Genomic DNA, 21,873 nt, shown 5'->3' on the forward strand with positions numbered 1-21,873 from the left:
CTTCAAATCCATTGTCGATGACCCTTGACCATCGACGATCATATTATAAACAATTTAAAATTCGTCAGCAATGAATATTTTCACAAGCGAGCTGGTAGGCACTGCTATCTTAATCCTCCTCGGCAATGGCGTAGTCGCCAATGTAGTGCTCAATAAAACGAAAGGCAATAATAGTGGATGGATCGTGATCACCTTCGGCTGGGCGATGGCCGTTTTCGTAGGCGTTTTCATCTCTTCAAAAGCAAGCGGCGCCCACCTCAATCCGGCGGTTACGGCTGCTCTGGCTTATTTAGGAAAAATTGAAATAAGCGTAATTCCCTCTTATATCGGCGGCCAGATGCTGGGCGCTATGCTCGGCTCCTTGCTGGTGTGGCTGAGTTACAAGCAGCATTATACGCAAACGGACGACACGGCAGCCAAACTGGCTACCTTCAGCACGGGGCCAGCGATCCGCAGCCCGTTTCACAACCTGGTCACTGAAGCTATCGGGACTTTTGTGTTGATATTTGCCGTTTTATTCATTATTGCCCCGGCCAGCAGCCTCGGTGCGCTGGATGCATTGCCGGTCGCTTTGATCGTGTTGGGAGTCGGCATCAGTCTGGGCGGGCCTACGGGCTATGCCATTAACCCTGCAAGAGACTTAGGTCCGCGGATCATGCACGCCATCCTGCCCATTGGCACCAAAGGCAGCAGTGACTGGTCTTACAGCTGGGTCCCCGTGGTGGGGCCTTTGGTCGGGGCTTTGTTAGCGGCGATGATCTTTAAACATTATATGATGTAGGGTCGGCCTCCATTTTATCAATAATGATCTTAAACCACGGCGTATATTTTTCGGGATGTTGACGCAGGTCTTCTTTCAGATCCTGCATTGAGATATACTTCCAATCGGCCACTTCGTTTGTATTGACCCGGGGGACACCGGAAAAGCGACCGACAAAGACATGGTCCAGCTCGTGCTCCGTCAATCCATTGTCAAAAGAAGCTTTGTAGATGAAGTCGAAAGATTTCTGTAGTGTTACTTCGATGCCCATTTCCTGCATCAGCCTTCTTTTGGCACCGGCAAGCAGGTCTTCATCAGGAAACGGATGGCTACAGCAGGTATTAGTCCAGAGGCCACCACAGTGGTATTTGTCCATGGCGCGCTGTTGCAACAGCCATTCGTTCTGATCGTTGAATAGCAAGACAGAAAATGCGCGATGTAATATTCCTTTCTGATGGGCTTCCATTTTTTCCATCGTACCGACCGGATGGTCTTTTTCATCAACCAGCAATACCATATCTGTGTTTAGAGCCATAAAGCGAAGATAAGGCATGATGAAACACGATAAAAAGTAAAAAGCCGGCTCAACGCCGGCTTCAATATGCTATATCAGAAATTTCAAATCAACCATCTTTTTATTTACTCAGGAACATGCTCCTGTCTTTATAAAGCTGCCTGAAATAAGGATCTTTCAGATCTTTAATAAAGCGGATCGCCTCTCCGGTACTCTTCATTTCCGGACCAAGCTCTTTATTTACATTGGGGAATTTGTTAAAGCTAAACACCGGCTCTTTGATAGCAAATCCGTCTAACTTCTTCTCGAATTTAAAATCCGTAAGTTTATTAGCGCCCAACATCACTTTGGTGGCAATGTTGAGGTAAGGGATTTGATATGCCTTTGCAATAAAAGGTGTGGTGCGCGACGCACGCGGGTTGGCTTCAATCACATAAACATTGCCGTCCTTGATCGCGAACTGGATATTGATCAGACCTTTAATGTTCAATGCCCTTGCGATCTTTTCAGCGTAATGCTCCATCGTTGTCACTTCCATCGGAGACAGGTTGAACGCCGGCAACACCGCGTTACTGTCACCACTGTGGATACCCGCCGGCTCTATATGCTCCATCACGCCCATCACGTGGAAGTTCTCTCCATCGAAGATGGCATCCACTTCAGCTTCCTGGCATCGGTCGAGGAAGTGATCGATCAATATCTTATTTCCGGGGATATGTTTTAACAGGCTCACTACCGCCTTTTCTACCTCTTCATCATTGATCACGATACGCATTCTTTGTCCGCCCAATACATAAGAAGGACGCACCAACACCGGGTAGCCTACACGGTTCGCTACTTCTATCGCTTCATCTACCGTCCACGCAGTTCCATAGTCAGGGTAAGGGATCTTGAGCTCCTTCAGCATGTCGCTGAAACGACCGCGATCTTCGGCAATATCCATGTTATCGAAAGACGTTCCGATGATCTCAACGCCCATATTTTTGATCTTCTCAGCAAGCTTCAAGGCCGTTTGTCCGCCTAACTGAACGATCACGCCTGCAGGCTTTTCATATTCGATCAATTCGCGCACGTGCTCCCAGTAAACCGGCTCAAAGTACAGCTTGTCGGCCATGTCGAAGTCTGTACTTACTGTTTCGGGGTTACAGTTCATCATGATCGCTTCGTAACCCGCTTCTTTAATCGCCAGTAATCCGTGTACACAGCAGTAGTCAAACTCGATACCTTGACCGATCCGGTTCGGGCCGCTTCCCAATACGACGATCTTCTTCTTGTCGGTGACTTTGGACTCATTATGAGTAAGACCATCTCCGCTTACTTTTAAGCTGGGACTGTCAAACGTACTGTAGAAATAAGGTGTTTTGGCTTCAAACTCTGCGCTACAGGTATCCACCATTTTATAGACGCGGTGAATGCCAAAGGATTTACGTTTAGCATATACATCATCTTCTTCTGCACCAACGAGCGTAGCAATCTGCGCGTCGCTAAAGCCATTCACTTTTGCATCGCGGATGATGTCAGCAGTCAGATCATCCAGGTTCAGTTCACTCAACTTCTTCTCGATCACGCACAATTTCTGTATCTCGGATAAGAACCACCTGTCAATCCCATTAGTAGCTTTGGAGATGGTGCTTACTGAAAGACCCGCCATTAAAGCATCTTTGATGCGGAATATCCTGTCCCATTTGGGTACTTTCAAGTATTCCTGTAGTTCCTCTGCGTGCATCAGGCTTTTGCCATAATAGCCCAGGCCGATCGCATTGTTTTCAAGGCTCTGACAAGCTTTCTGCACCGCTTCGTTGAAGCTGCGGCCGATGGCCATTACTTCACCTACACTTTTCATTTGAAGCCCGAGCGTGTCGTTGGCCCCTTTGAATTTATCAAAATTCCAGCGCGGAATCTTTACGATCACATAATCCAGCGCCGGTTCGAAATAAGCCGATGTGGTTTTTGTGATCTGGTTTTCCAGTTCGTCGAGATTGTACCCGATCGCCAGCTTGGCGGCAATCTTGGCAATAGGATAACCGGTTGCTTTAGACGCCAGCGCTGAAGAACGGCTCACGCGCGGGTTGATTTCAATCGCAATAATTTCTTCTGTCACAGGGTTCATGGAAAACTGTACGTTACAGCCCCCCGCAAAGTTGCCCAGGTCGCGCATCATCATGATCGCAGTGTTACGCATCAGCTGCATCCCTGTATCGCTCAGGGTCATAGCAGGAGCTACCGTAATACTGTCGCCGGTATGTACCCCCATCGGGTCAAAGTTTTCAACTGTACATATAATACATACGTTATCCGCATTGTCGCGTAATAACTCCAGCTCAAATTCTTTCCAGCCCAAAACCGCCTGTTCTACCAGCACCTCGTGTATCGGAGAAGCCTGCAAACCGCGATTCAGCGCTTCATCCAGCTCGTCTTTGTCGTGAACAAAACCACCGCCGGTTCCGCCGAGCGTAAATGAAGGGCGAATTACCAGCGGGAAACCGATTTCCTGGGCAAATTCTTTTCCTTCCAGGAAAGAGTTGGCCGTTTTAGCGGTTGCAACCGGAACGCCCAGCTGGATCATCCACTGGCGGAATTTTTCGCGGTCTTCCGCTTTATCGATGGCTTTAATATCAACACCGATGAGCCGCACATTGTATTGTTTCCAGATGCCCAGGTCCTCGGCTTCTTTGGCCAGGTTGAGCGCCGTTTGACCACCCATAGTGGGTAATACGGCATCAATATCGTTTTCCTGCAAGATCTGCTCGATACTTTCGGTCGTAAGCGGCAGCAGGTACACCTTATCCGCCATCATAGGATCGGTCATAATCGTGGCGGGGTTACTGTTGATCAGTATTACTTTAATACCTTCTTCGCGTAAACTGCGGGCAGCCTGGGTGCCAGAATAGTCAAATTCACAAGCTTGTCCGATAATAATGGGGCCGGAGCCGATAATCAAAACTGATTTTATGGAAGTATCCTTGGGCATTTTTTCCTTTTCTTTCTATGTAAAAAAAACAAATTGCGCAAAAGTAAGGCTTTGATGGGAAAAGGGAAAGGAAATTTAGCAACGAGTATATAATAATGGAATTTTAAGCATATATCTGGGGTTATTATCAAATAGAAAAAATTAAATTTGTGAAAAATAATCTTATAAGCACTGCAAAATCTCTGGATAGCGAAATAGCTCAATATGTATCACAACTCAACGAGAAACAAAAAAAACGGTGTTGACTGTCGTAAAAACTTTTATCTCGGAAAACCAGGATTGGTGGGACGAAATCGGAGAAGCGCAGCAGGTAGCTATCGAGAACGCGTTGGTTGAAGCGAAATCTGGCAAACTGGTGTCTCATGATTCAGTGATGTCCAAATACGAGAAATGGACCAGGAAGTAGCAATCGAAATTGCCTGGACGAAAAGCGCTCAAAATACATTTGATGATATTATCTAGTACTTACAAGCCGAATGGACAGAAAGGGAAATCCGCGCGTTCATTGACCAAACACTTAAATTGCTCGCCAATTTGAAAAGATATCCCGAGATGTGCAGACCATCGGTCAAAAGAAAAAATGTTCGTGTTGCAATTGTGAACAAACACACCAAAATGACATACTCATATGTACAAGGAACCCACCGCATTGAATTACTGCCTTTTTGGGGTATGAGGCAAGATCCTGCCAGACTGAAATATTGAATTGCGGTCCGGCGACGATCAATTTTCAATTCTTTATTTTTGGCACATGTCGAAAAAAGCCATCGCCGTAGTGATCCTGCTATTGACAGGATTTTCATCTTTTAGCCAATTATATCGAAAACCTGTGTATCCGAAGGGATATTTCAGATGGGTGACCAATCTGAAGCCGGATATCGTTGCCAATATGGGCGAGTTGCGCTCCAATCACTGGCATATGGGCCTGGACGTGCGCACAAACCAGGTGGTGAACCAGCGCGTGGTGGCTGCTGCAGACGGCTATATCGCTTTCGTGGGCATTGAGCCTTTCAGCTGGGGCCGTTGGATCATCATCAACCACCCCAATGGATTGTCTACCTTATACGGCCACCTGAACGACTTTCGCGACGACCTGGAAGCGTATGTTACAGACCAGCAATATAAAAATGAGTCTTGGGAAACGCACCTGGATATACCGGCAGGTCGATTTCCTGTGAAAAAAGGAGACTTCATTTCTTTCAGTGGCACCACCGGAGGCTCCGGCGGTCCGCACGTCCATTGGGAGGTGATCGATACGAAGTCTGGGCGTAGGCTGAATCCCACGCTGTTCGGCACACCGATTGTGGATGAGGTGGATCCGGTCGTGTCAAGGGTCGCCCTATACGACCGGTCGAATTCCGTATTTGACGGATATCCTAAAGTATACAGCTTATCGAAGGCCGGCGGAAAATATACCGTCTCCGGCGGCAACATCAGCACGGACCTGAAATCGCTCAGTTTCGCGGTCCAGGCCTACGATCGCCGGAATGGCACCACCAACCAGGACGGGATCTACAGTGCCCGCCTATTCGTTGACAACCAGGAAATCAGCAGCTTTTATATTGACAGCATCAGCTACAATGACACGCGCTATATGAACTGCCAGGTAGATTATAAAATGATCAGCACCGGCGGCTCGTGGATGCAACACGTCTCAAAGCTCCCGGGCGACAAGGGCGGCGTGTATTACGATCTGGGCAACAATGGCACCGTGCAGCTTTCTGCCAACCAGAGCAGGGAGGTCCGGATTGAAATAGCTGACGCAAACGGCAATACTTCGCTTATCGAATTCAATATTAAAAATAACGGCGAAGCCGCGCCCGTGATAAGACAATATGAATGGCTGCCCGGCAGACCCAACAAGATTTTCAAGCCGGCCTTTGAAGCGTATCTCTTTCCCGATGCTTTGTACGATAAAATGAACACCAATTACTCAAGCAAGCCTTCAGGCGCGTTAAATAGTGTATCTGCCATACATAACCTGGGCGAAAAATTTATACCGGTGCACAGTCATTTCGAAGTAAGGATCAAACCCAACCAATCGATCCCTGCCGAAAACCGGAACCATATCCTGATCAAGCGCGTGGGAAAAAATACTTCTCTGCAAAAAGCCAGCTGGAACGGCGAGTGGCTTGCAGCACAGTTCAGGGATTTCGGAACCTTTGAAGCACTCGTTGACCGCGTGCCTCCGACGATCAATGCGCCGGGCAGCGGAGAGGTAATCGATTTTAAAAGCGCCCGACATATTACGTTCACACCAAAGGACAATTATGGCATCGCCGACTTCCGCGCTGAAGTGGACGGGAAATGGCTTCGTTTTACGAATGACAAAGGACGCTCATGGATCTACAACTTTGACAACAAAGTTACCCCTGGGCAACATACATTGACCGTTACGGTGACAGACATAGCCGGTAATGTCACCCGGAGAAGCTGGAAATTCATCAGGTAGCGGCATAACCGTTGTCCGAAACAGACATACATCTCCTAAGTCAACAAAGAGCCGTTTACAACGTTAATCAAAACAGAAATAATTAATTACATGTCGACACATTTACAGGAAGGACAGAAAGCTCCGGCTTTTTCGGGGAAGGACCAGGATGGCAACGCCATTTCTTTAGCACAATTCAAGGGTCAGCGATTAGCATTATACTTTTACCCGCAGGATCTGACACCCACCTGCACCGTGCAGGCCTGCAATCTTCGCGATAATTTTTCGCTACTGAAAAAAGAAGGCATTAATATTGTCGGCGTTAGCCCGGACGATATGACAAAGCACCAACGGTTCATTGAGAGAAATACGTTACCGTTTCCGCTGATTGCAGATGTGAACCATAAGATCCTCGAAAAATATGGCGTATGGGGCGAAAAGCAGATGTTTGGTCACAAATATATGGGCGTGCATCGCACTACGTTTCTTATCGATGAAAAAGGGAAAATCAAAAAGATCTTCTTAAAACCGAAGAGCAAGCAGCATGCGGAAGAAATCATCCAGGGATTTTTAGCCGGATAATCCGGTCCCGTTGTAAATCTCACCGAGGCTGATGGCTACATCCAGCGCCTTTAGGTGTAGCACACTTTCCAGTGTTGTATATTCCTCCAGTTCCCAATGATCGCTGCTATTCAATCTGAACGCCTCGACATTTACGGACTCCGAATCAATAAGAAGATATTCTTTGAGCGAAGGGATGTCTCTATACAATTTAAATTTCCCGCCGCGATCATAATTTTTCGTCGAAGGGGATAATATCTCTATAAGTACGGTGGGTAGAATAGCGGTGTCGTCGTCCTCACTTGAAGGAGTGATATCACCGCAAATAACTGAAATATCAGGGTAGGTAAACAAAGTATTTTCAGGAATGTGGATACGCAGGTCGCTGCCGTAAGGCTGACAAGGTTGGCCATCTAAAGCCATAAAGAGCCGGCCTTGTACATTTTTTGAAAGTACATTATGTCTTTTTCCTGCACCCGCCATTGCAAACACTTCCCCCTTGAAGTATTCATGCTTTGTATCTGACGCCTTCTCCATCTCCAGGTATTCCGGGATGGTGTATCGGGCTTTCAGGTAAGCTGGTGCAGGCTCGTTAACGATATTGTCCATACCCACAATTTACGAATTTTTATAATTCCTTTGTAAATAAGAAGCCCGCCAGGGTTTTGACACCTTGGCGGGCTAAAAGCATCTAAAAATCTTTATACTAAATTATTCGCTACCAGGTACTCCGCAATCTGAACGGCGTTCGTTGCAGCTCCTTTACGGAGATTATCGCTAACGATCCACATGTTCAACGTTTTGGGCTGGGTTTCATCCCGGCGGATACGGCCCACAAACACCTCGTCTTTCTCATGCGCGTCCATGGGCATAGGATATTGCGCATTAGCCAAATCGTCTACCACCACTACGCCTGGTGCGTTCTCCAAAAGACCTCTTACTTCTGCAAGATCAAATTCATTTTCAAATTCGATGTTCACAGACTCGCTATGTCCACCCATAACCGGAATACGAACGGTAGTAGCGGTCACTTTGATGTTATCATCGCGCATGATCTTTTTGGTTTCATTCACCATTTTCATTTCCTCTTTGGTGTAACCATTATCGGTAAACACATCAATTTGAGGGATCACATTAAGATCGATTTGGTATTTATAAGCCATTGGATATTCTTCCGCTTTGTTGCGCTCCCCCATCAGTTGGTCCACCGCTTTCACGCCGGTTCCCGTTACGCTCTGATATGTAGAAACCACCACCCTTTTTATTTTGTATGCTTTGTGAAGCGGTTGCAGTGCCACCACCATCTGGATAGTAGAACAATTCGGATTGGCAATGATCTTGTCGTTAGTGGTCAATACATCGGCATTGATCTCCGGAACTACCAGCGGTTTTGCAGGATCCATTCTCCAGGCAGATGAGTTGTCTACCACGGTGATGCCCGCTGCTGCAAATTGAGGCGCCCATTCTGTTGAAGTGCTTCCGCCGGCTGAAAACAGCGCTACAGCAGGCTTTGCGGCAATAGCGTCAGACATGCTGACCACTTTATATTTTTTTCCTTTGAAGTCCACTTCTTTTCCCACGCTTCTTTCGGAAGCAACAGGAAGAAGTTCTGTAACCGGAAAATTTCTTTCGGCCAATACCTGCAACATTTTGGTACCAACAAGGCCGGTGGCACCCACTACTGCAACTTTCATTTTCTATTTCATTTTTAATGGCCCCTCGCTCCGCCCCAGGCGGCTTCGGGATTTTTGGTGATAAAAAAAGCCTTCCGCATTTACGGAAGGCCTGTTAAAAAAATTTATGTTTCTGCACACAAAAATTACAACCTTCCGTCGAGGATGCTCTTAATCTTTGTATGTTTCTTTATTGTCATTGGGACGCAAAGTTAGAGCGAGATTTTATTTCAGCAAAATATTTTTTGTAATACAAGCTTTTGTGCTGGTGGCATCGGTGTTGCGTCGCAATCACTTTATCTGGGGAATATGGGGCAGCAGATTTTTTTAATCACTTACCACCATAAAACCCGTTGTATAAAAACTGTCCGATGATTGCTTTTCCTTTCTGAATCTTTAATGCAACCCGGCTGCTGTTCGAATATAAAAACAAAGGCCCGCTTATGCAGCGAGCCTTTAACCATAAGAAAATAATTTTTATAATTCTGTCTGGTAGTTCGTTAGCTCTCTGAACTGTTGCACTCTCTGGTTGATATCTTCTTTCGTAATTTCCTTCAGGCGGGTAGTGCCAAACTTTTCCACGCAAAAGCTGGCCATAGCACTGCCCATGATGATAGCAGTTTTCATGTTTTCGAAGCTGATATCGCCCGTCTTTGCAAGATGACCTATAAAGCCGCCTGCAAAAGTGTCGCCGGCGCCCGTGGGGTCAAAAACTTCCTCCAGGGGAAGCGCAGGGGCAACGAACACCCTGTCCTCATGAAACAACAGTGCTCCATGTTCTCCTTTTTTAATGATCAGGTATTTAGGGCCCATGGTTAATATTTTCTTTGCCGCTTTTACTAATGAAAATTCTGCAGTAAGCTGGCGCGCTTCGCTGTCATTGACCAGTAACACATCGATCTTCCCGATCACTTCTTCCAGCTCGGGCAATGCCACGTCCATCCAGAAATTCATCGTATCCAGCACGATCAATTTAGGCCTTGTTTTTAGCTGGCTGATCACGCTGAGCTGCACCGCCGGCGCGAGGTTACCGAGCATCAGAAACTCTGCACCCTGGTAGCTTTCGGGGATCACAGGTTTAAAATCACCCAATACATTTAACTCTGTTACCAGCGTGTCCCGCGTATTCATATCCAGGTGATACTTACCGGCCCAAAAAAATGATTTTCTATCCGGCACTATTTCCACCGCTTCTGTGTCTACACCGCGCTGGCGCAGATCATTCAGCTCCTCTTCAGGAAAGTCATACCCTACCACCGACACCTGCTGAATCGGCTTGGTGAAGTTAGCAGCCGCGTAAGCGATATAAACGGCTGCGCCGCCTATGATTTTATCAGATTTTCCAAAAGGCGTTTCTATATCATCAAAGGCCATCGAGCCGACTACAATAACAGACATAATTTGTTTTGAAATTTATGATTGGAGATTTGTATCGGCGGCAAATGTAGGTTATTGAGCAGGAAGTTAAAATATTCCGGCTGAAAAGTTGTCGGGGCGTGTGGTTCAGATACCGGTCAGACCCGGGTGCCCGCCTGATCCGATCTTTTAGGCAGGTCGGACCCGGTTAGCCGAGTTCCAGGTTCAAAGTTCTAAGTTAGAAAAGCCGAAGAGACCATCTGTTGTCAACTTATCAGCCTTCAACCTCATCACACCAACTCTTTCCGTAACCTCGCTACCGGAATGTTCAGTTGTTCCCGGTATTTGGCTACAGTCCGGCGGGCAATATTGTATCCTTTTTCCTGTAACAATTCTGTCAGCTTTTCATCACTCAGGGGATGCTTTTTGCTTTCCGATTCAATCATGTCGCTGAGGATCTTTTTCACCTCCCGCGTGGATACTTCTTCGCCACTATCTGTGCTCAAAGATTCGCTGAAGAAAAATTTAAGCCGGTAGGTACCAAATTCTGTCTGAACAAATTTGCTATTGGCCACACGGCTTACGGTGGAAATATCAAGGTGTGTTTTTTCTGCGATATCTTTCAGGATCATGGGCTTCAGCGCCGTCTCATCACCGGTCAGGAAAAACTCTTCCTGGTGATTCATGATCGCGCTCATGGTGTCCAGGAGCGTGTGTTGCCGCTGCTTGATCGCATCAATAAACCATTTGGCAGCGTCGATCTTTTGCTTGATGAAGAGCACGGCTTCTTTCTGCTGCTTGTCTTTCTTCGTGCCGCGGCTGTATTCCTTCATCATGTCCCTGTATCCTTCGCTGATGCGGAGCTCGGGCGCGTTGCGGCTATTCAGGGTCAGCTCCAGCTTGCTGTTGTTGTTCAGGATAAAAAAGTCAGGAACTACATAGCTTTCTGCTTTATTCACTGATCCGATATTGCCGCCGGGTTTAGGGTTCAGCCTGATGATCTGCTGCATCACCTCTTTCAACGCTTCATCGGTAAGTCCCAGCCCTCTTTGTATTTTTTCGTAATGCTTTTTGGTAAACTCGTCGAAGTATTTTTCAATCGCCAGTATCGCGATATCCACCTCTTTGCCTTCCTGCTTCAATCTTCTCAGCTGCAGCAACAGGCACTCCGGCAGGTCCCGGGCACCAATGCCGGGCGGGTCAAACTGTTGAATTTTCGAGATGATATGATCTACTTCCTCAACCGTCGTTTCTATGTTTTGCCGGAATGCCAGGTCGTCCACCAACGCAGGCGTATCTCTACGCAGGTATCCGTCTTCATCAATACTTCCGATGATATGTTCGGCTATCCTTTTTTGCTTTTCATCCAAAGAGAGCAAGCCGAGCTGGCTTACCATCAGGTCGTAGAAAGAGGCTTCGGTTCTGATAGGCAGCTGGCGATTTTCGTCATCGTCGGAGTAATTATCTTCCCTGGTTCGGTAATCTGCAATTTCGCCATCGTCGTCATGCAGGTATTCGGTAACATCAATATTGTCGTAATCATCTGCACTGCCATCTTGCTCTTCGTAATTATCGGGCTCTTCCGCATTATTGCTAAACTCGTCAGCGTAAGGATCGTCGTCTTTGTGGGCCCCCTCATCCACTTCAAGTGCAGGATTAGCTTCCAACTCTTCTTTAATTCTTTCTTCTAAATTTGCTGTGGGAACCTGAAGCAGCTTCATGAGCTGAATTTGCTGGGGAGAGAGCTTCTGTAGAAGTTTTTGTTGTAGATATTGACCTAAAGCCACAGTTTTCAAAAAATTTTTGTTATCAAAAATCGAGCCTAACTTTACAAAGGTATTAATATTGACTGCATGAAATATTTTTTCTTATCGATTTATTGCTTTATATTTTTGGGTTTGTGCGATTTATCAGCACAAAAATCTCCTTCAAAAAGTAGACCCCAGGTGGAAAAGCCTGCACTTTATTATCGAATCTCTTTAGTGCCGCGGGCAAGTTTCCACACCAACTATTCCTTTACGACCCCGCTCAAATCAAGCGCTACAGCCGTTTCCATGCCCCAGGGTTTTATGTGTAAAGGAGAGTATAGACTGGAACAAGCCACAAAAATTCCGCTAAGATTACGATTAGGGAGCCTTGCCTACACCGATTGGATGGAGCAAAAACCTAACAGCTTCAATCAAAAAAAATTTTAGTAAAAATTTCACAACCTATATTAAAACACAACTACCTTTGACTCACGAATGTTCGTAAATGCCCACATTCTGTTAAACACTATTCTATTCAATTAAAATCGATCTCAATGAGATGCTTGCAATCCGGAGGTGGTTATCCTCCCAACAGAGGCACCAGGTGTCTGCGTGTGTTTGTTTCCCTTCTTACTTTCTTCTTCAGCACCGCTGCCTTCGCTCAAACCCCAGTAACAGGTAGTGTTATCAGTGAGACGGGCGCAGCTCTCCCGAATGTGTCGGTGCAGGTAAAAGGCACTAACATTGGCACTGCTACCGACTCGTCCGGGAACTTTTCAATCCAGGTACCTGATACCAGTGCGGTCCTGGTATTTTCTTCGATCGGATATACGGAAAAAGAGGAGACATTAAACGGTCGTACTGAATTGACCATTGTATTGACCACCTCCTCCCAAAGCCTGGAACAAGTAGTAGTCATCGGTTATGGAACCGCGAGAAGGCGGGACGTAACAGGGGCTGTGGCTTCGGTGAAAGGAGAAGAGCTTGCACAACAGCCGGTACAAACCGCCACCCAGGCATTGCAGGGTAAAGTGGCGGGCGTACAGATCATCGGGTCGGGCGAGCCAAACACCAACCCTAACGTGCGTCTTCGCGGAACCGGTTCGGTACTGGCAGGGGTTAACCCGCTGTATGTGGTAGATGGTGTACTCACCGATGATATCCGGAACATTAACAACGCCGACATCCTTACCATGGACATCCTGAAGGATGCCAGTGCCAGCGCGATTTACGGTGTGAGAGGCGCCAATGGTGTGATCATCATCACGACGAGAAAAGGACGTTCCGGCAAAACAACATTTAATTATTCGGGTAGCGTAGCAGTGAAAGAAGCCACCAACCTCGTAGACATGGCTGGTGAGCAGCAATATGCCGGCTACCTGAATGAAGCCAGTAATTATTATGGCAGTGGTGCCAACCTGATTGATCCTGCCAAGCTGGTGGGTAACAACACAGACTGGTATGATGCGATCTTACAAAAGGCTTATCAACAGTCGCACAATCTATCGATGTCCGGCGGCAATGAGCGCTTCCTGTTTTTCCTGAGTGGCGGTTACCTCGGAGATGAAGGTATTCAGAAAGGAAATAAATTTGAAAGATTCACCTTAAGATCGAACAACGAATACACACTTAACAAGTGGATCAAGTTGAATTCGCAATTGTCGTATACGAGAGGCGAAGCCGATGGCGCCGATTTCGATGCTTTCAGCAACGCCTATCGCGCCGCGCCATACGTAGCTTCAAAAGTCGGTGACAGATACGGCAACACGTCGCTGGCGGGCAACGTATCAAATCCGCTCTTATCTATCGATAAAACTTATAACAACGTTGTCACAAACAGGATCCAGGGAAATTTTGGCATCGACCTGAAACCTATTAAAGACCTGACCATACGGTCGGCACTGAACTTCGATCTGAATTATCTCAAGAGCACCAACTTTGCTTATCCCTTTTTAAGCGATACTTCAACCTTCATCGAAGGAGGCGGTAACCAGTCGAGAGCCGTAAGCACGCTCACGGTGGAAAGAAACGACTGGTCCACCCTGATCTGGGATAACACGGCCACTTATGCAAAAACATTCGACAAGCACCGGCTCTCTGTTTTAGCGGGGTTTGTGGCAGAAAAATTCAGACTGAATAATGTCAGAGGTGTAGCCCTGAATGTGCCGGAGAACAGCGATCAGTGGTATTTGAACGCGGGCGGTGCGGGAACACAAACCGTTGAGAACACCGGCGATCTCAGAACGCGGCTTTCCTACCTCGGCAGGGTGGAATACGGATTTGACAACCGATACCTGTTGACCGCGACTTTCCGCGCCGACGGGTCTTCCAAGTTTGGCAGCAACCAGCGTTATGGTTACTTCCCATCAGCCGCAATCGGTTGGAATATTACAGAAGAAGCTTTTATGGAAAATCAGCAGGCTTTCGACCTGCTGAAATTGCGTATCGGTTATGGTGCGAAGGGGAATGACAATATTGAGTCTTCCCAGTTTATACCCGTCGCTACGCAAAACCTACCTTATTATTTTCCTTCGGGAACTCCAGCCGTACAGGGCATTGCTTTTAACCAGACATTTGATCCGGACATCAGATGGGAAATCACCAAGGAAGTGAATATAGGATTGGATTTTGCCCTACTTCAAAACAAACTGGGCGGTACTATTGACCTGTACGATAAAAGGACCGATAACGCATTAATACAGATTCCACTTTCTGGGGTAGTATACGATTTCGATAATCAATATATTACCAATGCGACTACTATTTCGAACCGAGGTATCGAGTTAAGCCTAAACTGGAATGATAAGATCGGCAGCGACTGGACTTACAGCGTAAGCGGTAACGTGGCCTATAACAAGAACAATATTGAGAAACTAAATGGTGGCCAACCACTTTTGGGAGGAACAGCCGGCAACTACAATGTTACAAGAACTGATAACGGTCAACCGATCGCCAGTTACTATGTCTTGCAGGCGGCAGGTATTTTCCAGAACCAGGCACAAATTGATGCTTCGGCCCAGCCGGATGCGCGTGCGGGAGACCTCATCTACCTGGATCTTAGCGGGCCGAACGGTACGCCTGACGGCGTGATCAATGATTTCGACAGAGCGTTCTCCGGGTCTTATCAGCCCAAGGTTACTTACGGTATTAACGGCAACTTTTCGTACAAGTCCTTTGACCTGAGCTTTGGTTCTTTTGGTCTTGCAGGTGCCAAAATATATAATGGTAAGAAAGCTGCCCGCGGCACCAACCAGTTAACGGACAACGTTGAGGCTTCCGTAGCGAAAAACAGGTGGACGCCTAATAACCCGAATACCAATGTGCCGCGCGCGAACGCATCAGCGCTTCCGGCCTCAACTTATTTTATTGAAAGCGGTGATTTTTTCCGCCTGAATAATCTTACCATCGGATACACGCTGCAGTCGTCCTGGCTCGAAAGGGCAAAAGTTTCCAACTGCCGTCTTTATTTGTCAGCACAAAATCTCTTCACCATTACGCCCTATAGCGGCTTTACGCCTGAGATCCTGACGGTGAATTCGGATGCACGGGTAGCGTCCCTCGCCCAGGGTGTGGATCTGAACACATATCCTTCTGTACGCACTTATGTACTCGGCTTAAACTTAAGTTTCTAAAATCAAAAACAGAACAATGAAAACGCTTTTATATACCTTACTTCTCTCCCTGAGCATTGCGGTGTTTTCGGGATGTAAAAAGGGATTCCTGGATGTGCCGCCCCAGGGGCGATTAACGAGAGACCAGGCCCTGATAGACCCGGCCGTTGCAGACCTTCTAATTGCGGGTGTCTATAATACGCTTTATGCGCAGGGAACCGTAGGATTGAAATTTGTAATATTGGGAGATGTCACTTCTGATGACAGTGATAAAGGTTCCGTGGCTTCTGATCCTGGCTTTGATGGCATTTTTGTGGACAACTTCTCCCATACTTCTAACACCCCGATTTTTAATGATGTTTGGACCACCTACTACAACTCAATAGGAAGCATCAATGAAGCATTAAGCATATTAGAAGCGGGAACCTATGAAGAAGCGATAAAAAATAGGCTTATCGGGGAAGCGCGCTTCTTGCGGGGTTATTACTATTTCAACTTAGTGAGAATTTTTGGCGGTGTCCCTAAAATTGTCAAGGTGATCCCTCCTGCAGAACAGAACAATGATGAATTTCAGACGCGCGCTTCTGAAGATGAAATCTATGCGCAAATTATAGAGGACCTTTCTTTCGGCGTTAATAATCTCCCTGAAAAAGGCGAAACAGGCTCGATTGTCGGCCGCGCCACTAAAGGCGCTGCGCAGGCGCTTCTATCGAAAGTGTATCTCTACCAGGAGAATTGGCAGGAGGCATACAACCTGTCCCTGGCCGTAATCAATTCAGGTAAATATGATTTGGCCACTGATTATGCGAAGGTATTCCGCGAAAAAGCAACGTCTGCGGAGGAAGGAGGGATCAACAATATTGAATCCATTTTTGAAGTACAAACCGGTCCCAACAGGGCTGCTGCTGGCGATTGTAATGCGATCAGCAAAAATTACAGCAACTTCCAGGCCCCCCGCGGATCTTTTCCCAATCAAACCGTTAACGGGCAGTTGTGGACAGGTGGCGACCTTGGCTTTGGTTTAAATACGCCTTCTGCTAACCTGGCTGCGGCTTACGAAGCGGGAGACGTGCGCCGGGCGGGAACGATCATTTTCACAGGATCATCTCCGACCGTGCTTTGGGACGGCTTTACCATCCCCGCTCAACCCGCCGTTGTGAGCGACAGGTATAATTACAAGGCCTATCATAGTCCGTTTTTGGAAAGCCTGGCCTGTAACGGTTTGTTGACAGATAAAGACAACCGGCCTAAAAACATCCGGCTGATCCGGTATGCAGAAGTGCTGCTGATCAACGCCGAAGCTGCGGCCCGAATCGGTGGCGACGCCTTGACACCGCTGTCTCAGGTAAGGGCCAGGGCCGGACTGGAAACCACCTCGGCAACTATCCAAGATATCTGGCGCGAAAGGCGCGTAGAACTGGCTATGGAGGCAGACCGGTTTTTTGACCTGGTGCGTACCGGGCGCGCCGCAGCGGTGATGCAGGCAGTGGGGAAACCTTTTGTTGCGGGAAAACATGAACGCTTCCCCATACCGCAGGTACAGATCGATTTTAGCCAGGGAAGATTGAAGCAAAACCCGAATTATTAAAGACTTCCAACGGGTATAGATAACTATCGATCTTAAATGATCGTTATCAGGTCGAACAACAATCAGCAGCAGAGCTGCAAGCAAAAAAATACAAGAATGAAAACTCATTTTTTAAAAATATTCATAGCCGCTTTTATCGGGCTGTCGGTTCAGTCCTGCACCAAAGTCAATCTCGACGATGATTTTCCTCCCGGAGATGTGCCGCCAGTAGCAGGCGGGTACACCGCAGCCGGACAGGTGGCCGCCTCTAACCTGGTAGCCTATTGGAGCTTCAACGGTGACATGACCGACAGTGTGAGCGGTGTAGCGGGCACCAACCGTGGGATGTCTTTTTCAGAAGGACTCAAGGGACAGGCACTTACCGGCGCTGCACCGGCAAATAAAGCGTACGCAACTGCCGCATCCTCGGACGCTATCAAAAACCTGAAAGCTTATTCTATCAGTCTCTGGGTGAACACGGCACAAAATGTAGGAGCCACAGGTTTGGTAAGTATCGGTCATACGGCTGAATTCTGGGCTAACGTTAATATTTTTCTGGACAACGGTCCGGCCGGAGTAGCCCGATTTAAAACCATTTTCAGGAACAACAATAACACCCCGGCCAATTACCAGGCGGATAACGGCATTCAGGACGTATCCGGGGCTTTCAACAACTGGACGAATTATATTTTCACTTACGATGAGAATGGTGTAGCCAGGTCCTATGTAAACGGATCGTTGGCTAACACCAAAAGTGGTAATCCTGCTCCTACGCAAGCACAGTTTTCTAACGTTGGGCCTATTGTCTTTGGCGCGCTGCACTTCATGACGGTACCGAGCAGCACCACTGCTTCCGCCGGCGAAGGCTGGGCGGGCTATCTTTCAGGGAAACTGGATGAGGTGCGAATTTTCAACAAATCATTGACGCCAATTGAGGTTTCGGCCATCGCTATTCTGGAGCGACGTGGACAATAATCATGTCAGGTGATCATTTAAACGCTCTTTGTGAAGATTCTTATATACGCGTTGCCGCTGCTTTTATTGCCGGCCTGCAGCAAAAATAAAGACGACGGCAAACCCCTCCCTGGTGAAAACCCGGGAAACATTGTTTTAGTATCGACCATTATTAATGGCCGCGCTATTGAACCATTTTCCGGCATTAACCGATTGCCTGAGATAAGTATTAACTTTTCGATGCCGGTTGATAAAGCGGCTGCACAATCCAGCATCGGGATCTCTGACGGAAGCGGTAACCGGGTAGCAAGTACTTATAGGTTTCAAAGAAGCGACAGCACGGTGGTGATCACACCTCAGGCACCGTTGCAATATCTTTCCAGGTATCGCCTGGATGTATCAGCGGGATTGACTGCGGCTAACGGGGCGCTCCTCACTGCGCCCAAAAAGGTAACATTTGCCACATCGCTGGATTCCTCCCGTAAATTTCCACCCATTTCAAAGGAGCAATTGCTTGATAAAGTGCAGCGGCAGACCTTGAAATATTTCTGGGAGTTTGGCCACCCCGTGTCCGGCATGGCAAGGGAAAGAAATTCATCGGGTGATCTTGTAACGACCGGAGGTTCCGGCTTCGGGATCATGGCGCTCATCGCGGGTGCAGAAAGACAGTTTTTGCCGCGCCAGGACGTTATGGCCCGCATACAGAAGATCGTCACGTTTTTAAAAGAGAAAGTGCCGTCCTTTCATGGAGCCTTTCCTCATTGGCTTAATGGTAGCACGGGCGCCGTCATTCCTTTTAGCGCCAACGATAATGGCGCCGACCTGGTGGAAACTTCTTTCCTGATGATGGGCTTGCTCACAGCGCGACAATACTTTACCGGCAGCGACGGAGCTTCGGTGTCGCTTCGCGATGACATCAATGAGCTATGGAACGCGGTGGAATGGGATTGGTTTCGTCAAAACAACCAGGATGTATTGTATTGGCATTGGAGTCCTACCGTTAATTGGGCCATCAATCTTAAGGTGCAGGGCTGGAACGAGTCCCTGATCACTTATGTTTTAGCCGCTTCTTCTGCCACGCATCCCATCTCCAGGGAAGTCTATGACGCCGGATGGGCCCGAAACGGTGCGATGCAAAATGGAGCAACCTATTACAACTACCCGCTGCCGCTCGGTGAAAATGCCGGCGGCCCTTTATTTTTTTCTCACTACTCCTTCCTCGGTCTTAACCCCGGTGTTTTATCTGACCGCTATGCCGACTACAGTGTTCAGACAAGGAATCACACACTGATCAATTATACCTATTGCAAAACAAACCCCAAAAACTATTATGGGTATAGCGACTCTGTCTGGGGACTGACAGCAAGCGATATCAAAGGAGGATATGCAGCCAGTTCCCCCACGAACGATCTGGGCTTTATTGCCCCAACAGCAGCGTTGTCCTCGATGCCCTATACGCCGGACAAGTCTTTCGCCGCCCTGCATTTTTTTTATTACGTATTGGGCGACCGCCTGTTCAAAGAATATGGATTCGTCGACGCTTTTTCACTCGATGTACTGCAACACGATGGGCCCTGGTTCGCCCATTCTTTCCTGGCCATTGACCAGGGGCCTATCGTCGTGATGTTTGAAAATTACCGGAGCGGCCTGCTTTGGAATTTATTTATGAGTTGCCCCGAACTTCGCACCGGCCTGAAAAAGCTGGGGTTCAGTGCGCCGGGGTTGTAGGGTTTAACATCTCGTCGTTGACGCGACTTTGCGATGACAACCAAGCCCAGGAGGCCAAAAGGCCTTCAGACTTTCGGAATATATTGCGGATAATGAATGTGAAGCCCGGCAGCAACGATTTCCCGCTTTATCAACTTACGCCCTATTTTCGTAAAAATGTTTCATTCTTTCTTCAATAAGACCAGGCGCTGCCCGATTGACCGGGACACAGAAACATGGATGATACAGGCCTTTGATTGGTTGATCAACGAGTTCGGTGAAGATTATGTGAGATCTAAAAATGTTCTGACCCCAGATCAAAAAGACTTTCCCATAAGGTATGATGGCGCGACGTCGTCGTTGCGGGAGACGGCTTTCATCCTAGCCTCACAAATGGATATAGATATCAGAGAGATCAATCTACAAGTCTATGACGATAATATATATGAGGTAAGTCGTTCACTATGGACAAACGTTGACAAAGATCACTCCGAGGAATTGTCACAAGGTCTCTATTTTGGTAAAAATGAAAATGGCCTTTATGACATATTTGTGGAAAGATCGAACTTATCCTATCCCGAAAATCTTGTAGCGACGTTGGCTCATGAGTTTAGTCACATCAAAATTCAGGGAGAACAGAGACTAGAACTTAACGATGAAAGTCTAATCGATTTAACTACGGTCATTTTTGGTTTAGGCATTTTCAACGCCAACGCAGCGTTCAGGGAAGTGAAAACGATGGATGGTTTTGGTTATAAAAGTGCTGGTTATCTCAGTCAAAGAGAGTGGGGCTACGCTCTGGGTTTATACGCCAACTTCCGAGGTGAACCCGATCCAGACTGGACACAACACTTAAATAAAAACATCAAGTCCGATTTTAAGAAAAGCATCCGTTATATAGATGCTCAACGGGGACTAAACCCCTGTTAATGCTGCAATCGCAGGACACGAAAAAGGGTTGCCTTCTTGTCTAATAAGAGACGGTTTGATCTCGCTCTCATTAATAAAAAGAGCCCAACGCCGCGGTCGATAAATACATTACCATTTCAATTTCCCCCATAAGGTCATCCCCCTTACTAATCAAAATTTATAACAAAACCGCCCATTCAGTGTTATAACATTGGCTGAAAGCCTGCTCCGGCGCGCAAATTGATCGGCATCAAGCAACGATAAGCGCGGCAGGGACTTCTATACAGCAAGAAAGGCGATCATGTATGCGGAACTTTTTGCTTTGCGGCGTATACCGGATGATCACCCCGATCCTTGAGGTCAGCGGAATATGTTTTTATTTTAATTTTGTCTGACCAATTCGTTTTTTTAAACAGATTCTGCTTTATCATTAACAAACACACTATAGAATCAGAACTATCTTATCTCCAACAAGATATCTGTAATGGAGATGGAGCCGCGTTTTCGCGCTTGTACACCTTGTTTTTTAAGCGCTTGTACAATTTTTCGTTCTCGATTGTGCGGGTGCCGGAAACTGCCACAGAAGTCGTAGAGGATGTTTTGCTAAAGCTTTGGTTGAATAGAGACAATATTCTCTCTATTAATAATCTATCCGTTTACCTGTACGTTGCCGTTAAAAATCAGTCACTTAACCGCCTGGCGGCCAAAGCGCGTCAGTGGAACGAAGCAGCCTTCGACGAGCTGGTACCGGATATGGCAACTGTTGAAGAAGATCCGCTAAAGATCATGATCACCCGCGAAATGCTCGAAAAGGTTAATGCCGCCATCGAAGACCTGCCCCCGCGTTGTAAAATGATCTTTAAACTCATCCGCGAAGATGGGCTTCGATACAAGGAGGTTGCCGAAATACTTAACATCTCTGTAAACACCATCGACGTCCAGATGGCCACTGCAGTCAGGCGCATCTGCACCGCCTTAGGCATCACTAAGAAACGCCCGTCTCTTCCCTTTTTTAAAAAAAATAAAAAAATGTAGTTTCCGTATAGTAGATCGTCTTCTTTTTCCTGTCCTTATTGATAACGAAGGTTCTATACGAAATGACGATTGACGA

17 protein-coding genes are annotated in these 21,873 nt (G+C 47.2%); 11 read left to right on the top strand and 6 right to left on the bottom strand.

Features of this window, described 5'->3' with window-relative positions; genetic code table 11:
• Positions 1-70 precede the first annotated feature (70 nt).
• The gene (locus ACU37H_RS10300; RefSeq protein WP_472701605.1) at positions 71-781 is read left to right on the top strand and encodes an MIP/aquaporin family protein; all 711 of its coding nucleotides are present in this window, start codon (positions 71-73) and stop codon (positions 779-781) included.
• Here the strand turns inward: ACU37H_RS10300 and idi are convergent.
• Both idi and carB read right to left on the bottom strand, forming a co-directional pair.
• Positions 762-1,295, bottom strand: a complete 534-nt coding sequence (gene idi / locus ACU37H_RS10305) for an isopentenyl-diphosphate Delta-isomerase (protein ID WP_472701604.1) — start codon at positions 1,293-1,295, stop codon at positions 762-764. The two genes, ACU37H_RS10300 and idi, sit on opposite strands and share 20 nt — an antisense overlap.
• Positions 1,296-1,395: 100 nt before the next feature.
• Complete coding sequence (gene carB / locus ACU37H_RS10310) at positions 1,396-4,245, bottom strand: carbamoyl-phosphate synthase large subunit (RefSeq protein WP_472701602.1); 2,850 nt, start codon at positions 4,243-4,245, stop codon at positions 1,396-1,398.
• A 241-nt stretch (positions 4,246-4,486) separates the two neighbouring features.
• On the opposite strand from carB, the gene ACU37H_RS10315 reads away from it, so the two are divergent.
• From ACU37H_RS10315 to bcp, 3 genes are all read left to right on the top strand, one after another.
• Positions 4,487-4,651, top strand: a complete 165-nt coding sequence (locus ACU37H_RS10315) for a hypothetical protein (protein ID WP_472701600.1) — start codon at positions 4,487-4,489, stop codon at positions 4,649-4,651.
• A gap of 345 nt (positions 4,652-4,996) precedes the next feature.
• Positions 4,997-6,697: a peptidoglycan DD-metalloendopeptidase family protein gene (locus ACU37H_RS10320; protein ID WP_472701599.1), complete on the top strand. Its 1,701-nt coding sequence runs from the start codon at positions 4,997-4,999 to the stop codon at positions 6,695-6,697.
• A 90-nt stretch (positions 6,698-6,787) separates the two neighbouring features.
• A complete protein-coding gene (bcp, locus tag ACU37H_RS10325) occupies positions 6,788-7,258 on the top strand; it encodes a thioredoxin-dependent thiol peroxidase (RefSeq protein WP_472701598.1) in 471 nt (156 codons plus the stop codon).
• Here bcp and ACU37H_RS10330 read toward each other — a convergent pair.
• The 4 genes from ACU37H_RS10330 to rpoN all read right to left on the bottom strand — a co-directional run bounded on the left by ACU37H_RS10330 (position 7,247) and on the right by rpoN (position 11,987).
• The gene (locus tag ACU37H_RS10330) at positions 7,247-7,846 is read right to left on the bottom strand and encodes a Uma2 family endonuclease (RefSeq protein ID WP_472701597.1); all 600 of its coding nucleotides are present in this window, start codon (positions 7,844-7,846) and stop codon (positions 7,247-7,249) included. The two genes, bcp and ACU37H_RS10330, sit on opposite strands and share 12 nt — an antisense overlap.
• 92 nt (positions 7,847-7,938) lie before the next feature.
• Positions 7,939-8,931 (bottom strand): aspartate-semialdehyde dehydrogenase, encoded by a 993-nt coding sequence (locus ACU37H_RS10335; protein WP_472701596.1) that lies wholly within the window; start codon positions 8,929-8,931, stop codon positions 7,939-7,941.
• 456 nt (positions 8,932-9,387) lie between these two features.
• Positions 9,388-10,308 carry a PfkB family carbohydrate kinase gene (locus ACU37H_RS10340; protein ID WP_472701595.1) on the bottom strand — a complete coding sequence of 307 codons (921 nt, stop codon included), beginning with the start codon at positions 10,306-10,308 and terminating at the stop codon, positions 9,388-9,390.
• 248 nt (positions 10,309-10,556) lie between these two features.
• Positions 10,557-11,987 (bottom strand): RNA polymerase factor sigma-54, encoded by a 1,431-nt coding sequence (rpoN, locus tag ACU37H_RS10345; protein WP_494407536.1) that lies wholly within the window; start codon positions 11,985-11,987, stop codon positions 10,557-10,559.
• A 132-nt stretch (positions 11,988-12,119) separates the two neighbouring features.
• Between rpoN and ACU37H_RS10350 the strand changes: the two genes are divergently transcribed.
• From ACU37H_RS10350 to ACU37H_RS10380, 7 genes are all read left to right on the top strand, one after another.
• Positions 12,120-12,461: a hypothetical protein gene (locus tag ACU37H_RS10350; protein ID WP_472701593.1), complete on the top strand. Its 342-nt coding sequence runs from the start codon at positions 12,120-12,122 to the stop codon at positions 12,459-12,461.
• A 107-nt stretch (positions 12,462-12,568) separates the two neighbouring features.
• Positions 12,569-15,646: a SusC/RagA family TonB-linked outer membrane protein gene (locus tag ACU37H_RS10355; protein WP_472701592.1), complete on the top strand. Its 3,078-nt coding sequence runs from the start codon at positions 12,569-12,571 to the stop codon at positions 15,644-15,646.
• Between the two features lie 16 nt (positions 15,647-15,662).
• Positions 15,663-17,213: a RagB/SusD family nutrient uptake outer membrane protein gene (locus ACU37H_RS10360; RefSeq protein WP_472701591.1), complete on the top strand. Its 1,551-nt coding sequence runs from the start codon at positions 15,663-15,665 to the stop codon at positions 17,211-17,213.
• Positions 17,214-17,309: 96 nt separating this feature from the next.
• Positions 17,310-18,167: a LamG-like jellyroll fold domain-containing protein gene (locus ACU37H_RS10365; RefSeq protein WP_472701590.1), complete on the top strand. Its 858-nt coding sequence runs from the start codon at positions 17,310-17,312 to the stop codon at positions 18,165-18,167.
• 30 nt (positions 18,168-18,197) lie between these two features.
• Positions 18,198-19,874, top strand: coding sequence for a glucoamylase family protein (locus ACU37H_RS10370; protein ID WP_472701589.1), 1,677 nt, complete (start codon positions 18,198-18,200; stop codon positions 19,872-19,874).
• 156 nt (positions 19,875-20,030) lie between these two features.
• Positions 20,031-20,783 (top strand): hypothetical protein, encoded by a 753-nt coding sequence (locus ACU37H_RS10375; RefSeq protein WP_472701588.1) that lies wholly within the window; start codon positions 20,031-20,033, stop codon positions 20,781-20,783.
• Between the two features lie 537 nt (positions 20,784-21,320).
• A complete protein-coding gene (locus tag ACU37H_RS10380; RefSeq protein ID WP_494407609.1) occupies positions 21,321-21,797 on the top strand; it encodes a sigma-70 family RNA polymerase sigma factor in 477 nt (158 codons plus the stop codon).
• The last annotated feature ends 76 nt before the right edge of the window (positions 21,798-21,873 follow it).

The organism is Niabella sp. ZPM-14 (genome assembly GCF_055693045.2).